This window comes from Streptomyces kanamyceticus, assembly GCF_008704495.1.
Classification (GTDB): domain Bacteria; phylum Actinomycetota; class Actinomycetes; order Streptomycetales; family Streptomycetaceae; genus Streptomyces; species Streptomyces kanamyceticus.
This window is the reverse complement of sequence record NZ_CP023699.1, coordinates 2848304-2863530: the sequence shown is the minus strand read 5'-3', so window position 1 is coordinate 2863530 and position 15227 is coordinate 2848304. Positions and strand designations below refer to the sequence as shown.

Annotated in this window: 14 protein-coding genes; 5 read left to right on the top strand and 9 right to left on the bottom strand. The window is 70.5% G+C overall.

Features of this window, described 5'->3' with window-relative positions:
• Nucleotides 1-104 precede the first annotated feature (104 nt).
• Together CP970_RS11355 and CP970_RS11350 are read left to right on the top strand one after the other, a co-directional pair.
• Nucleotides 105-836, top strand: a complete 732-nt coding sequence (locus CP970_RS11355) for a helix-turn-helix domain-containing protein (protein WP_150493245.1) — start codon at nucleotides 105-107, stop codon at nucleotides 834-836.
• Nucleotides 833-3376, top strand: coding sequence for an FtsX-like permease family protein (locus tag CP970_RS11350; RefSeq protein ID WP_150493243.1), 2544 nt, complete (start codon nucleotides 833-835; stop codon nucleotides 3374-3376). The genes CP970_RS11355 and CP970_RS11350 overlap by 4 nt, the downstream gene beginning before the upstream one ends.
• Nucleotides 3377-3442: 66 nt before the next feature.
• On the opposite strand, the gene CP970_RS11345 is transcribed toward CP970_RS11350, so the two are convergent.
• From CP970_RS11345 to CP970_RS11315, 8 genes are all read right to left on the bottom strand, one after another.
• A complete protein-coding gene (locus tag CP970_RS11345) occupies nucleotides 3443-3841 on the bottom strand; it encodes a rhodanese-like domain-containing protein (RefSeq protein ID WP_150493241.1) in 399 nt (132 codons plus the stop codon).
• Complete coding sequence (locus tag CP970_RS11340; RefSeq protein WP_150493239.1) at nucleotides 3838-4395, bottom strand: cupin domain-containing protein; 558 nt, start codon at nucleotides 4393-4395, stop codon at nucleotides 3838-3840. Before CP970_RS11340 ends, CP970_RS11345 begins: the two co-directional genes overlap by 4 nt.
• Nucleotides 4396-4478: 83 nt before the next feature.
• A complete protein-coding gene (locus CP970_RS45785; protein WP_317987190.1) occupies nucleotides 4479-4526 on the bottom strand; it encodes a hypothetical protein in 48 nt (15 codons plus the stop codon).
• A gap of 273 nt (nucleotides 4527-4799) precedes the next feature.
• Nucleotides 4800-6524, bottom strand: a complete 1725-nt coding sequence (locus CP970_RS11335; RefSeq protein ID WP_079043110.1) for an FAD-dependent monooxygenase — start codon at nucleotides 6522-6524, stop codon at nucleotides 4800-4802.
• 247 nt (nucleotides 6525-6771) lie between these two features.
• Complete coding sequence (locus CP970_RS11330) at nucleotides 6772-7701, bottom strand: amino acid ABC transporter permease (RefSeq protein ID WP_055543640.1); 930 nt, start codon at nucleotides 7699-7701, stop codon at nucleotides 6772-6774.
• The gene (locus CP970_RS11325) at nucleotides 7698-8366 is read right to left on the bottom strand and encodes an amino acid ABC transporter permease (RefSeq protein ID WP_055543639.1); all 669 of its coding nucleotides are present in this window, start codon (nucleotides 8364-8366) and stop codon (nucleotides 7698-7700) included. The genes CP970_RS11330 and CP970_RS11325 overlap by 4 nt, the downstream gene beginning before the upstream one ends.
• A 113-nt stretch (nucleotides 8367-8479) precedes the next feature.
• On the bottom strand, nucleotides 8480-9313 hold the full coding sequence (locus CP970_RS11320) for a glutamate ABC transporter substrate-binding protein (RefSeq protein ID WP_055543638.1): 834 nt from the start codon (nucleotides 9311-9313) through the stop codon (nucleotides 8480-8482).
• A 55-nt stretch (nucleotides 9314-9368) separates the two neighbouring features.
• A complete protein-coding gene (locus tag CP970_RS11315; protein ID WP_055543637.1) occupies nucleotides 9369-10148 on the bottom strand; it encodes an amino acid ABC transporter ATP-binding protein in 780 nt (259 codons plus the stop codon).
• 273 nt (nucleotides 10149-10421) lie between these two features.
• Here CP970_RS11315 and CP970_RS11310 point away from each other — a divergent pair, with 273 nt between their 5' ends.
• On the top strand, nucleotides 10422-11114 hold the full coding sequence (locus CP970_RS11310; protein WP_055543636.1) for a response regulator transcription factor: 693 nt from the start codon (nucleotides 10422-10424) through the stop codon (nucleotides 11112-11114).
• A 15-nt stretch (nucleotides 11115-11129) separates the two neighbouring features.
• Nucleotides 11130-12548 (top strand): sensor histidine kinase, encoded by a 1419-nt coding sequence (locus CP970_RS11305; protein ID WP_055543635.1) that lies wholly within the window; start codon nucleotides 11130-11132, stop codon nucleotides 12546-12548.
• 21 nt (nucleotides 12549-12569) lie between these two features.
• Here CP970_RS11305 and CP970_RS11300 read toward each other — a convergent pair whose 3' ends face one another.
• Nucleotides 12570-13565 (bottom strand): TAXI family TRAP transporter solute-binding subunit, encoded by a 996-nt coding sequence (locus CP970_RS11300; RefSeq protein ID WP_055543634.1) that lies wholly within the window; start codon nucleotides 13563-13565, stop codon nucleotides 12570-12572.
• A 139-nt stretch (nucleotides 13566-13704) separates the two neighbouring features.
• Here CP970_RS11300 and miaB point away from each other — a divergent pair, with 139 nt between their 5' ends.
• Entirely contained in the window at nucleotides 13705-15198 is a 1494-nt protein-coding gene (miaB, locus tag CP970_RS11295; protein WP_224059215.1) for a tRNA (N6-isopentenyl adenosine(37)-C2)-methylthiotransferase MiaB, read from the top strand.
• Nucleotides 15199-15227 lie beyond the last annotated feature (29 nt).

Genomic DNA, 15227 nt, shown 5'->3' with positions numbered 1-15227 from the left:
GCCACGTATCCCAACACGCTTTCCCCACAGGGGGGTTAACCCCCCTGTGGAGACGCCGGGCCGCCGCAGTGCACAGGAACCTGTGCACAGGCGACTGTGTACGCATGGCACAGGAACCCGGCACCACTGACGCGACGAGGTCCGGCGCTCCGGCGCCGGACCCGGCTTCGGCTTCGGACCCGGCTTCGGACCCGGCTTCGGCACCGGAAGAGCTGAGCGACCTCCGCGTACTCAAGGCGCTCGCGCAGCCGCGCAGACAGCGGATGCTGCAGCACCTCACCGTGCACGGCCCCGCCACCTCCGCGACGCTCGCCAGGGCGCTCGGTCTCAACACCGGGGCCACCAGCTACCACCTGCGCGAACTCGCCCGCTACGGCTTCGTCGAGGAGACGAGTGGTCCGGGGGCGAGCGGTCCCGGGCACGGGGGCCGCGAGCGCTGGTGGCGGGCCGTCCCCGGTGACCGGCGCTTTCCGCCTCGCAGTCGGCAGAGCCCCGAGGTGCGGCTCGTCATGGACGAGCTCGACCACCTCTCGTACGCCGCCGACCTCGAGCTCTTCGAACAGCTGCGGCAGGAGAGCGGCGCCACCGAACTCGGCGAGTGGGCCGACGCGTTCCCGTACTCGCGCGGCACGATCCGGCTGACCCTCCCCGAACTCCACGCGTTCTTCGAGGAGTACATCGCGCTGCTCAACCGCTACAAGCGGTCCGATGCCGACACTCCAGCCGATGCCCGCACCGTGCTCACCCGGCTCCTGGCCTTCCCCGCGCCGACGGCTCCCGCGCCATCGACCGACGCGCCCTCCCGCGACAACCGAGAAGAGACCGAGACCTCATGATGCTGCGCTACGCACTGCAGACCGTCAGGGACCGCAAGGGTGGATTCCTGGGCTCGTTCCTCGCGTTGATGTGCGCTGCCGCCCTCATCACGGCCTGCGGCACCCTTCTGGAGACCGGGCTGCGCGGCACCATCAAGACCGAGCGCTACGCCGCGGCGCCCGTGATCGTCTCCGCCGACCAGAACGTCCACCAGACCACGGTCAAGCACAAGAAGGGCAAGACCAAGGTCAAGCACAAGGCGAAACCGATCGCTGAACGGGCCTGGCTGCCACGGGACATCGAGGACCGGCTGAAGGCGGCGCCGGGCGTCGGTATGGTCGTGCCCGAACTCACCTTCCTCGCCCAGCCGTTGACGCCCGCCCTCGCGAGCGCCACCGACCGGCCCTCGTACGGTCACGCCTGGGAGTCCGCCGCGCTGACCCCCTTCCGTCTCGTCGAAGGCAAGGCGCCGCGCACGGCCCACGACCTCGTCATCGACCGGGGGCTCGCCGACCGCGCGGGGCTGAGGTCCGGCGACCGCCTCACCGTCCAGTCGACGCGGAGTCCGCGCGACTACCGCATCACCGGCATCGCCGCGCCCGAGCAGGGCGCTCTGGCTCACCAGACCTCGCTCTTCTTCTCCTCGGCGGAGGCCGAGAGGCTCGCGGCGCACCCCGGCAAGGTCACGGCATTCGGCGTAGTCCCGGCGAAGGGTACCGACGCCGATGCGCTCAAGCAGGCCGTCGAGCACGCCGTCGACGGCACGACCGCGCAGGTCAGCTCGGGGGCGGGTCGTGGTCCCGTCGAGTTCCTCGACGCGGCGGGCGCCAGGATCAAGCTCGTCAGCATGGGCGGTGCCATGGGCGGCACGTCCCTGCTCGTCGCCATCCTGGTGGTCGTCGGCACCTTCGCCCTCTCCGTCCAGCAGCGTCATCGCGAACTGTCCCTGCTGCGCGCCATCGCCGCCACACCGCAGCAGATCCGCAGGCTCCTCGGCCGCGAGGCCCTGCTCGTCGGCGCTGTCGCGGGCGTCGTCGGGGCGCTGGCCGGCATCCCGCTCGGCGGCTGGCTGCACGGCCGGTTCGTGGAGATGGGCGCCGTGCCCGCCACTCTGGAGCGCACCGTCAGCGTCTTCCCGCCCTTCGCCGCCATCGCCGCGACCCTGCTCGGTGCCTGGGCCGCCGCCCGCATCGCGGGGCGCCGCATCGTCCGGATCCACCCGGCCGAAGCGCTTGCCGAGGCGCGGGTCGAACGCACCCGCCCGGCGTGGAGCCGCATCATCGCCGGTCTCGTCCTGCTCGCCGGTGGCGTCGTCCTGGTCGCCGTGCTGAGCGTGCTGCGCACCGAGGCCGCGTCGACTCCCGTCACCTTCCTGACCGTTGTGGTCTTCGCCTGCGCCATCGCCCTGCTCGGGCCGCTCGTCGTCCGGGCCGCGGCCTTCCTGCTGCGCGGCCCGCTCCGGATGACGGGACCCGGCGGCAAGCTCGCCCACGCCAACCTGCGCGGCAACGCGGCCCGGATGGCCGCCGTCGTCACCCCGCTCGCCCTGCTCACCGGCATGACCTGCACCGTGCTCTTCGTCCAGCCCACCCTCGGCGACGCCGCCCGAGCCCAGGCCCGCGACGGCATCCACGCCGACTGGGCGCTCGCCGCGCAGGGCCCGGGCGTTCCGGCCGAGGCCGCGCGGAAGCTGCGTACGACCGAAGGCGTCGATGCCGCCACCGAGGTCGTCCGCACCACCGTGCGCGTCGGGCTCGACAAGTACCCGGCGCAGGGCGTCACTCCCGAAGGCCTCACCCGGACCTGGGACCCCGATGTCACCGAGGGATCCCTGAAGGGCTTCGGCGAGGGCGGCGTCGCCGTGAGTGAACTCGCCGCCGACCGGCTCGGGCTGAAGCCGGGCAGCACGCTCAAGCTCACTCTCGGGGACGGCACGAAGACCGAGCTCGCGGTGCGCGCCGTCTACGCACGCGGGCTCGGGTTCGGCGACCTGACCATGGCGCACGACCTGGTCGCCCGCCACGTGGACAACCCGCTCGCCGCCACGGTCCTCGTCAAGAGCGACCGTACGCAGGAACAACTCGCGGCGGAGGTCAAGAAGTTCCCGGGTGTGCGGGTCCTCGCCCCGGCCGCCGTCGACGACCTCCAGGCGGCACAACAGCAGCAGAACGCCGAGGTGAACTACCTCGCCATGGGCCTCGTCCTGGCCTTCACCGCCATCGCCGTCGTCAACACCCTCGCGATGTCGGTCTCCGAACGCATCCGTGAGTTCGCGATGCTCCGTCTCGCGGGTGCCACGCGCCGCCAGGTCCTGCGGATGCTGCGCACCGAGGCGCTGTCGGTCCTGTTCATCGGCACGGCGCTCGGCAGCGGTGTGGCGCTCGCCGTCCTGACCGCCTTCAGCGTCGGCATGACGGGCAGCGCGGCACCGTCGATCACTCCGCTGGTGTACGTCTCCGTGGTCGCCGTCGCAGGGCTGCTCGCCCTGGCCGCGACCGCTCTGCCAGGCCGCGCCGCGCTCAAGCCGCTCCCCGTCACGGTGGCAACTGCCAAGGAGTAAGGGGCAGTACGCAATGGTGGGCGCCCCTTACCGAGATGGAGGGGCGCCCAACCATGCGCTACGCGGTCACGTCGTGACCGGAAGCCCGGCCGCCCGCCACGCCTGGAAGCCACCGACCAGGTCGGTGGCGTTGTTGAGCCCCAACTGCCGCAAGGAGGCGGCCGCGAGGCTCGACGCGTACCCCTCGTTGCAGATCACGACGACCCGCAGATCATGCCCGGTGGCCTCCGGAGCGCGGTGGCTGCCCTGCGGGTCGAGGCGCCACTCCAGTTCGTTGCGCTCGACGACCAGGGCACCGGGGATCCGCCCGTCGCGCTCGCGCAGCGCCGCGTACCTGATGTCGACCAGGAGCCCACCGGCGTCGGCGGTGTCGTACGCCTCCCGGGGAGTGACCCGGTGCAGGTCGGCGCGGACGCGCTCCAGCAACTCGTCGATGCCTAGGGGGCCTATGGGGTACTCGCTCACTGCCAGTCCTCCGGGCGTTCCACGGACTCCAGGCGGAGCACCTCGCCGGTGCGGCTGTAGCGGCGGATCTGCGGCAGCGGCGGATAGTAGGCGTGCACCGAGACGGCGTGCTCGGTCGTGGACTCGTTCAGCACCTCGTGCACGTGGTTGCGGCCGAAGGCGCGGCCCTGGCCCGTCGCCAACTCCCGTTCCCTGTCCACTCCTTCGGAGAGCTCCAGGGTCTTCCAGCCGTCGGTGGGCAGCCGTGCGGCGAGCGAGTGCTCCTTGAGCGTGCCCGCCGCGGTGAGGAAGGCGCCGACCGACTCCGCGTGGTCGTGCCAGCCGGTGCCGGTGCCCGGCGGCCAGCCGATCAGCCAGGCCTCGCTGCCCCCGGGCCCCTGGAGGCGCACCCAGGTGCGGCCCTCCGGATCGAGCGGCAGGGAGGCGATGAGGTCGGGGTCGGCCGCGGTGCGGCGGACGAAGTCGAGGAGCTCGGCCGAGGTGGGCGAGACGGCGTGTGCGGGCGTCGTGGCGGCAGGGGCCGAAGGCGTGGAGGGGGGTACGGAAGGTGACACGGTGACCGTCCTGGAAGTTCGCGGAAGCGCGCGCGGGCGGGTCAGCAGACCGCGGCCCGGCGCGAAGGAAGAAGGAGGCGAATTCAGCAGGACGGGTGACACACGCAGCCCGCATAGCGGACGAGGTCCATGTGGACCCTCCGCCACAGGCGCACATCGGTGTCGGTCACGATCCGGAGTAGACCACGGGGGTGGGGGCGGGTCAACTCCGGCTCAGCATGCGGTCGGCGGGGGGCCGGAATACGGTCGGCGAGGGCCTGGACACGGTCGGCAAAGGGCTTGGATGCCGTCGGCAAGGGGGCGTGGACGCGGCCGGGGCCGGGGTGCGTACACCCCGGCCCCGCGTATCTCTGTGGACGCGTCCCTTCGCGGGCGCGCCTGCCTCGGCGCGTCCCTGCGCGCCCTCACTTGCCGGGTCGAGCCGCCCCCGCCGCCTTCTCTGTTCCCGTCGCCGTCGTCGTTCCCACAGCCTTCGCCGCTCCCGTGGCACTCGCCCGCTCGCCCGCCTGGTCCGACCGGTCCGCCCGCGCCGACGGGTCCGCGTCGGCCCCCGAGTCCCGTGTCACCGCCGCCCCGCCAAGGGCCGCCTCCGCCGCCGCGTACAGCTCGGCGGGGCGCACCCCCGAGAGCGCGGTGACCAGGTGCCCGTCGGGGCGTACGAGCAGCACGGAGTGCGCGGCCGCGCCCGGGTAGCTCTCCGCGACGAGCAGCTCGGCACGGTGCGGCAGCGCCGTGACGGCGGCGGCGAGACGCGGCATGATCCCGGCCGTGACCCAGTGCCGCCGTTCCCACACCACGGTGCCGGGGGCGACGAGGACGACGAGCAGATGTCCGAGCCCGAGCCGGTCCCGCAGTTGGACGAAGGACCCGTCCGGCGCCGTGACCTGCACGTCGGTGACCGGCGCGCCCGGTTCCGTGGCTACCGGCACCGCCGAATCGGACGGTTCGGGTGCCAGCGGGGACTCGGCGTACGTACCCGGCGCACCGAGCGGGCCGCGTCCCACGTGCCCGTCCGTGAGGAGCGTGTCGTGCCCGCGCGCGGTCCCCGGCACGTACGACCGGAGGCCTCCGCCGCCGCGCAGCACCGGCAGCGACTGGTCGGCCGCGCGCAGCCGTGCGGCCACGCCTGCCCGCCGCTCGGCCTGGTAGCTGTCGAGCAGCGATTCGCGGGCGCCGTGGTGCCAGCTGAGGGCCAGCTTCCACGCGAGGTTGTCGGCGTCCCGCAGTCCCTCGTCGAGCCCCTGGGTGCCGAGCGCGCCGAGCAGGTGGGCGGCGTCCCCGGCGAGGAAGGCACGGCCGACCCGCCACCGGCGGGCGAGCCGGTGGTGGACGGTGTGCACGCCCGTGTCAAGCAGTTCGTACGGCGGTGTGGAGCCTCCGCACCAGCCCGCGAGGGTCTCCCTGATCCGCTCGACGAGGGCGTCGGGCGTCACCAGGTCGCCGCGCGGCGGCAGGAGCCAGTCGAGCCGCCACACCCCGTCGGCGAGCGGACGGCCCGTCACCTCGGAGCCCCCGCCGCGCCACGGGGGCATCCGATGCAACAACGCCTCACCGGGCCACGGAAGTTCCGTGCGCAGCGCGGCCACGGCGTGTCGTTCGACGGCCGTACGCCCCGGGAAGCGGATGTCGAGCAGCTTGCGCACCGTCGAGCGGGGGCCGTCGCACCCCACCAGGTAACTGCCACGCCACCAGGTGTCCTTGGGCCCGCGCGTGTGCGCGGTGAGACCGCCCGCGTCCTGCTCCAGGGAATCGAGCTTGCTCTCCACGGCGACCTTGATCAGCCGCTCGTCGGCGATGGCCGCGCGCAGGGCGCCGGTCAGCACGTGCTGCGGTACGTGCAACGGGGTCGGTGCCTCATCACTGAACGTGAGCTCCCGCATCAGCTGCTTGCGTCGCAGGGACCGCCAGCCGCCCCACCGGGCGCCGGATTCCTGGTCACCGAAGGAGTGCCCGGCGAGCCGCTCCACGAGGGCCGCGGTGTCCTCCCGCAGGACGACGGTCCGCGCGGGCCGCTGCTCGTCCTTGCCGGGCCCTTCGTCGAGCACCACCGTGGGTACGGAGTGCCGGGCGAGGGCCAGCGCGAGCGTGAGCCCCACGGGGCCCGCGCCGACGACGATCACCGGGTCCACGGTGCGCACCCCTCCGCCACGAGGGCTCGGGAGCGCTGGACGTACGTACAGGAACTGACAGTTGGAGCCCGGTGCACGATCACAGAACGTATGCAACCCATTGCCGGTGCTTGCGTCAAGTGACGTCGTCGTGAGCTGGCGCCTCAAATGAAAGAGGCAGCAAAAAGAGGCAGGGGCGCCGTGGCCGCTGCCTCTTTCCGCTGTGTGTCTGTTGTGCCGGTGGAGCCGATGGCTTCCGAGGGTCCAGTCAGCCTGCGCCTGCGCTGTTGTCCCCGTAACCGTGATCGGGCCCCTTGACCGTCTTGGGACCGATCGTCTCCAGCTCGTCCAGCGCGCCGGGACCCACCACGGCGCCCGTGCTCTTCTTGGAGCGACGCATCCTGCGCTCCAGCCAGGACGCCAGCGTGGTGAGCAGCAGGTTGAGGACGATGTAGACCACCGCGACCACGATGAAGCTGGGGATGACGCTCGCGTAGAACGAGGCGGCCGTCTTCCGCGCGTTGAGCAGCTCCGTGAAGCTGAGCAGCGCGCCGCCGAGCGCGGTGTCCTTGACGATGACGACGAGCTGGCTGACGAGCGCGGGAAGCATCGCGGTGACGGACTGCGGCAGCAGGATGCTCGTCATCGTCTGGCCCTTGCGCAGGCCGATCGCCTTGGCCGCCTCCGTCTGGCCCTTGGGCAGCGACTGGATGCCCGCCCGCACGATCTCGGCGAGCACCGAGGCGTTGTAGAGCACCAGGCCCGTGACCACCGCGTACATCGGGCGCGCGTCGACGCTGATGTCGGTGTAGTCCGCGTAGAACTGGTTGGCGAACACCATCAGGATCAGGACCGGGATCGCGCGGAAGAACTCGACGACCACAGCCGAGGGAACCCTGACCGATACGTGGTCGGAGAGCCGCGAGATGCCGAAGAGCGCGCCCAGCGGGAGGGCGATCACCATGGCGAGCCCCGCGGCCTTCAGCGTGTTCGCGAGCCCCGGCAGCAGATACGTCGTCCAGGCCTCGGAGTCCGCGAGCCAGGGGCGCCACTTGGCCCACTCCAGCTGTCCCTTGTCGGACATGGCGGACCAGGCCCACCAGGCGCCCAGGAGCAGCAGGACGAAGAAGAGGACGGACAGCAGGACGTTGCGGCGTTTGGCGCGGGGGCCCGGAGCGTCGTAGAGGACGGAGGTCATCGCTTCACCGCCAGGCGCTTGCCGAGCCAGCCGAGTATGAGGCCGGTCGGCAGGGTCAGGACCACGAATCCGAAGGCGAATATCGCGGTGATGAGGAGCAACTGCGCCTCGTTCTCGATCATTTCCTTCATCAGCAGAGCCGCCTCGCCGACGCCGATGGCCGCCGCGACCGTGGTGTTCTTGGTCAGGGCGATCAGTACGTTGGTCAGCGGGCCGATCACGGAACGGAAGGCCTGCGGCAGCACGACGAGACCGAGCACCTGACGGAAGTTGAGCCCGAGGGCGCGGGCCGCTTCGGCCTGGCCGAGCGGCACCGTGTTGATGCCCGACCGCACGGCCTCGCAGACGAAGGCCGACGTGTAGGCCCCGAGGCCGAGCACCGAGAGGCGGAAGCTCAGGGCCTTGAAGTCATCGGCCGCGCCCAGGGTGATGCCGAAGACGTCGGCGAGCCCGAGCGAGCTGAACACGATGATGACGGTCAGCGGAATGTTCCGCACGATGTTGACGTAGGCCGTGCCGAACCAGCGCATGACCGGAACGGGGCTGACGCGCAGAGCGGCCAGTACGGTGCCCCAGACCAAGGCGCCTATGCCGGAGTAGACGGTGAGTTTCACCGTTACCCAGAAGGCCCCGAGCAAGTCGTAGTCTTCAAGAAAGTCGAACACGATCTCCCGCGCTCTCGCGTGTGGTGATGGCGAGGCACGCCGCCGCGTCCGTGCGGCGGCGTACCGGCGTGTGCCCGGTCAGGGGGCCGACTTCAACAGTCGGCCCGACTGGGTCACTTGACGATGTCGCCGATCTTCGGCGCGGGCTCGTTCTTGTAGTGGGCAGGACCGAAGTTGTCCTTCACGGCCTTGTCCCAGGCCTTGTCCTTGACCATCTTCTCAAGGGCCTTGTTGATCTTGTCCTTGAGCTTGGTGTCGCCCTTCTTGATGCCGATGCCGTAGTTCTCGTTGGTCAGCTTCAGGCCGGCGAGCTTGAACTTGCCCTTGTACTGGTCCTGCGCCGCGTACCCGGCGAGGATCGAGTCGTCGGTGGTCAGCGCGTCGACGGCGCCGCCGCTCAGTCCGTCGATGCACTCGGAGTACGTGCCGTACTCCTTGAGCTGGGCCTTGGGCGCGATGGTCTTCTTGACGTTCTGCGCCGAGGTCGAGCCGGTCACGGAGCAGAGCTTCTTGCCGTTGAGGTCCGTGGCCTTGGTGATCTTGTCGTCGGACCGGACGAGGAGGTCCTGGTGGGCAAGGAGGTACGGGCCCGCGAAGTCGACCTTCTTCTGCCGCTCGTCGTTGATGGAGTACGACGCCGCGATGAACTTCACGTCACCGCGCTCCAGCGCGGTCTCGCGGTCAGCGCTGGGCGTCTCCTTCCACTGGATGTCGTCGGCGGAGTAGCCGAGCTCCTTGGCGACGTAGGTCGCGACGTCGACGTCGAAGCCGGTGTAGCCGTCAGGTGTCTTCAGGCCCAGGCCCGGCTGGTCGAACTTGATGCCGATGGTGATCTTCTTGCCACCACCGGAGCCGTTGTCGTCCTTGTTCGAGCCGCCGCAGGCGGTGGCGGTGACGGAAAGGGCGAGCGCGACGGTAGCCGCCGCGGTGACCTTGCGAACCTTCATGGTGAACATCCTTTGTGTCGGCAGGAGAGAAGTGAGACGCAGGGGGCGTCGCGCGTCAGTGGTGAAGGATCTTCGAAAGGAAGTCCTTGGCCCGGTCGCTGCGCGGGTTGCTGAAGAACTGATCCGGCACGGCCTCTTCCACGATCCGGCCGTCCGCCATGAACACGACGCGGTTGGCCGCGGACCGGGCGAAGCCCATCTCGTGGGTGACCACGACCATGGTCATGCCGTCACGCGCGAGCTGCTGCATGACCTCCAGGACCTCGTTGATCATCTCCGGGTCGAGCGCCGACGTGGGCTCGTCGAAGAGCATCACCTTCGGGTCCATCGCCAACGCGCGGGCGATCGCCACGCGTTGCTGCTGGCCACCGGAGAGCTGCGCCGGGTACTTGTCGGCCTGCGAGGCGACACCCACGCGGTCCAGGAGACCGCGTGCCTTTGTCTCAGCTTCCGCCTTGGACGTCTTGCGCACCTTGATCTGGCCCAGCATCACGTTCTCGAGCACGGTCTTGTGCGCGAAAAGGTTGAAGGACTGGAAGACCATGCCCACGTCCGCACGGAGACGGGCGAGCTCCTTGCCCTCCTGAGGCAGCGGCTTGCCGTCGATCGAGATCTCTCCCGACTCGACCGTCTCCAGACGGTTGATGGCGCGGCACAGCGTCGACTTGCCCGACCCGGAGGGGCCGATCACGACGACGACCTCACCACGGGCGATGGTCAGGTCGATGTCCTGGAGGACGTGCAGAGCGCCGAAGTGCTTGTTGACGTTCTTCAGCACGACAAGGTCGTCCGCCCCGGGCGGTATGGCGTCCTTGGTCACCGATACTTCGGTCACGGCTTGTTGCTCCATCCTCCTCGGTTGGGAGGACAGTAATAACCCAGTGCGACCAGCGTCATTACATCTGAGGGGAAATTGAGCATAACGATCCGGCCGCAACCGGACACACCGTGTGAAGAGGGTGCACGGCGTGCGTACCGGGTGGGTAACGGAACGTGCTCGCGCCCCGAACCCTCTTGACGCGGTCCTTATCCATCGGCGTGGATGCCTTGGTGCGTGTGCGCGGATACCGGCCACGCAGGAACCACGGATGAACTGGAGGGGGCCCGCATGAGACTGCTTCTCGTCGAGGACGACGACCACGTGGCCGCCGCCTTGTCCGCGGTCCTGTCCAGGCACGGCTTCGACGTCGTGCACGCGCGCAACGGCGAAGAGGCGCTGCAGGCGCTCCTGCCCTCGCAAATGCCCTCCTTCGGAGTGGTCCTTCTGGACCTGGGACTGCCCGACCAGGACGGCTACGAGGTGTGCGGCAAGATCCGCAAGCGCGGCTCGATCCCGGTCATCATGGTGACGGCCCGCGCGGACGTACGCTCCCGGATCCACGGCCTCAACCTCGGAGCCGACGACTACGTAGTGAAGCCGTACGACACCGGGGAGCTCATCGCCCGCATCCACGCGGTCATGCGGCGCCCCGCGTCCGGCGGCGCGGAGGCCGCCGAGGACGTCAGCGACCTGAGGCTCGGCGCCGTACACATCGAACTCCCCACCCGGCAGGTCAGCGTGGACGGTTTGGTCGTCCAACTGACCCGCAAGGAGTTCGACTTGCTCGCGCTTCTCGCCCAGCGACCCGGAGTGGTGTTCCGCCGCGAGCAGATCATCAGCGAGGTGTGGCGCACCAGTTGGGAAGGGACGGGCCGCACCCTGGAGGTGCACGTGGCGTCCCTGCGCGCCAAGCTGCACATGCCGGCACTGATCGAGACCGTGCGCGGCGTCGGCTACCGCCTCGTCGCCCCGGCGACGTAGCGCGGGCGAGGACAGGTGCGCTCCCGCCTCCTCCCGCTGCTCATCATCCTCATGGCGGGCGTCCTGCTCGCGCTCGGCTTCCCGCTCGCGGTGAGCGTCGCGGCGGCCCAGCAGCAGAAGGTGGTCGTCGACCGGATCGACGACACGGCGCGCTTCGCCTCACTCGCCCAGTTCGTCACGAAACGCCCCACGGGGTCACGGGTGGCGCGCGACCCCGACGAACGCCGCGAGACGCTCCAGAAGGAACTCGACTTCTACCACGACGTCTACGGCATCAAGGCGGGCGTCTTCTACCGCGACGGCGGCCCGATGGCCAACGCTCCCGGCAGCTGGTTCCTGCCCAGGAGCGGCGAGGTGCGGGACGCCTTCGAGGAGGCCCTCAGGTCCCGTGGCAGCCACGACCCCGAGCAGGTGTGGCCGTGGCAGCGCGGACGCCTGTCCGTCGCGACGCCGGTCATCAGGGACGGTGACGTCGTCGCCGTCGTCGTCACCGACTCGCCCACCGGGCGCATGCGTTCACAGACGCTGCGGGGCTGGCTGCTCATCGCCGCGGGCGAGTCCGCGGCGATGCTCCTGGCGGTCGGCGCGGCCCTGCGGCTCACCGGCTGGGTGCTGCGCCCCGTCCGCGTCCTCGACGCGACCACGCACGACATAGCGACCGGAAGCCTCAAGTCCAGGGTCGCGGCCGCGGGCGGGCCACCGGAACTCCGGCGCCTGGCCCGCTCGTTCAACGAGATGGCGGACAACGTCCAGGACGTGCTCGAACAACAGCGCGCCTTCGTGGCCGACGCCTCGCACCAGCTGCGCAACCCCCTGTCCGCGCTGCTCCTGCGCATCGAACTGCTCGCCCTCGAACTCCCCGAGGGCAACGAAGAGGTGGCCTCGGTCCGCACCGAGGGCAAGCGCCTGGCCCAGGTCCTCGACGACCTGCTCGACCTGGCCCTCGCGGAGCACGCCGCGGCCGACCTGAGCCTGACCGACATCGGTGAACTGGCGGCCGAGCGGGTCGGCGCCTGGCGGCCGCTCGCCGACGAGCGCGGGGTGCGGCTGACCGGCGACTGCCCGGCCACCACCGGCTGGGCCGATCCGGTCGCCCTCTCCAGCGCGCTGGACGCGGTGATCGACAACGCCCTGAAGTTCACGCCGGAGGGAGCGGCGGTCCACGTCATCGTCTCCTTCAGCGTCACCGCGACGACCGTCGTGGTCACCGACGGCGGCCCCGGCCTCACCGAGGACGAGCTGGCCCGCGTCGGCGACCGCTTCTGGCGCAGCAACCGCCATCAGAACGTGAAGGGTTCGGGCCTCGGCCTGTCCATCTCGCGGGCCCTGCTCACGGCGGGCGGCGGCTCCATCACGTACGCGCGCCATGAACCGCGGGGACTCAGAGTGACCGTCAGCGTCCCGCGCAGCGAGCCGGTGCCGCAGACACGCTGAGTACGGGCCGGGCCGGGCGGGTCAGGGTTTGACCGACCGGTAGTAGCGCCGCGCTCCCTCGTGCAGCGTGAGGGGGTCCGTGTAGAGGGCGGTACGCAGGTCCACCAGCTGAGCCGCGTGCACCTGCGCGCCGATGTGGTCGCGGCTGTCGATGACCGAGCGGGTCAGCCCCTCGGTCAGCTCCGGATCGGCCCGGTCCGTGGTGACCAGGAGGTTCGCCACGGCGAGCGTCGGCACGGCGGAGCCCTGCTGGGCGCTCGGGTAGGCGTCGGCAGGCATCGTCGCCGCCCGGTAGTAGCGCGAGGCGCCGCCCTGCTTGTGCAGTTCGTTGACCAGGCCGCCGAGCTTGACCAGGCGGACGGGCATCTCTTCGGAGAGCTCGCGCACGGAATCGGTCGGCAGCCCGCCCGACCAGAAGAACGCGTCGATCTTGTCCTTCTTCAGGAGCTCGGGCATGGTGTCGATCCCGGCGGCCACCGGCGTGATGTCCTTGGCCGGGTCGAGGCCCGCTGCCTCCAGCACCCGGTCCGCTATCAGCCGCACGCCCGAGCGGTCCTGTCCCACGGCCACCCGCAGGTTCCGCAGGTCCTCCGCGGACTCGACGTCGGACGAGCGCGGCACGACGAGCTGTACGTAGTCGTCGTACAGCCGCGCACAGCCCCGTAGACGGTCCGCGCCGGGCTTGCCCTCCAGGCGGTACTTCTCGACGGCGTCGGCGGCGGCGATCGTGAAGTCGGCCTTGCCGGTCGCCACCCGCTCGACGTTCTGCTGCGAGCCCTCGCTGTTGATCAGCTCCACATCGACGTCGGGCATGTCCCGGGAGATCGCTGTCTTCAGGAGCTTGCCGTAATGCTCGTACACGGCGTTCCGTACGCCGGTACTGACGGTCACCCGGCCGCTCGGCGAGCTCTCGCCCATGGGGAGCAGCCACCACAGCAGCAGCCCGAACACCACGAGGGCCGCGGCCGAACCTTGCAGGGCGCGGCGCCTGCTGATGTGGGGGAGTGCCTGGAACATGCGCGCGATCCTGCCAGCTCGGCCGCCGCCGGTCCATGGCCGACGGGGGCGCCCCGGAGCCCGTGGGCCGCCGGGGTCGGGGACGACTTCTCACACCGCCTACCCTTGTTCCATGACCAGCAGCGACCGGAGCCAGGCAGTGGACGTCAATCGAACATATGAGGTCCGCACCTACGGGTGCCAGATGAACGTCCACGACTCCGAGAGGCTCTCCGGTCTCCTTGAGGACGCGGGTTACGTGCGCGCTCCGAAGGATGCGGACGGCGACGCCGACGTCGTCGTCTTCAACACCTGCGCCGTGCGCGAGAACGCCGACAACCGCCTGTACGGCAACCTCGGCCGCCTCGCCCCGATGAAGAGCAAGCGTCCCGGGATGCAGATCGCCGTCGGCGGCTGTCTGGCCCAGAAGGACCGCGACACCATCGTCGAGAAGGCGCCCTGGGTCGACGTCGTCTTCGGCACGCACAACATCGGCAAGCTGCCGGTCCTCCTGGAGCGCGCCCGCGTCCAGGAAGAGGCCCAGGTGGAGATCGCCGAGTCGCTCGAGGCCTTCCCCTCGACGCTGCCGACCCGCCGCGAGAGCGCGTACGCGGCGTGGGTCTCCATCTCCGTGGGCTGCAACAACACCTGCACCTTCTGCATCGTCCCCGCGCTGCGCGGCAAGGAGAAGGACCGCAGGAGCGGCGACATCCTCGCCGAGATCGAGGCGCTCGTCGGCGAGGGCGTCTCCGAGATCACCCTCCTCGGGCAGAACGTGAACGCGTACGGCTCGGACATCGGCGACCGCGAGGCCTTCAGCAAGCTGCTGCGCGCCTGTGGTCGGATCGAGGGCCTGGAGCGCGTGCGCTTCACCTCGCCGCACCCGCGCGACTTCACTGACGACGTGATCGCCGCCATGGCCGAGACGCCGAACGTGATGCCGCAGCTGCACATGCCGCTGCAGTCGGGATCGGACCCGATCCTGAAGGCGATGCGCCGCTCGTACCGCCAGGACCGCTTCCTGGGGATCATCGAGAAGGTCAGGGCCGCCATGCCGGACGCGGCGATCTCCACGGACATCATCGTCGGCTTCCCCGGGGAGACCGAGGAGGACTTCGAGCAGACCATGCACGTGGTCCGCGAGGCGCGCTTCACGGGCGCCTTCACCTTCCAGTACTCCAAGCGCCCCGGGACCCCCGCGGCGACCATGGAGGGGCAGATCCCCAAGGAGGTCGTGCAGGAGCGCTACATGCGGCTTTCCGCCCTCCAGGAGGAGATCTCCTGGGACGAGAACAAGAAGCAGGTCGGCCGCACCCTGGAGCTGATGGTCGCCGAGGGCGAGGGCCGCAAGGACGGCGCGACGCACCGCCTCTCGGGCCGCGCCCCCGACAGCCGTCTGGTGCACTTCACCAAGCCGGACGTCGACGTGCGTCCCGGTGACGTGGTGACGGTCGAGATCACGTACGCGGCCCCGCACCACCTGCTCGCCGAGGGCGCCGTCCTGAACGTGCGCCGCACGCGCGCGGGGGACGCCTGGGAGAAGCGGAACGCCGAGGCGGCCGCCAAGCCCGCCGGCGTGATGCTGGGCCTGCCGAAGATCGGCGCTCCCGCGCCGCTTCCGGTGGCGGCGGGCAGCGGCTGCGGCTGCGACTGACCGGACGCGCTGTTCCGGATCGGCTCGGG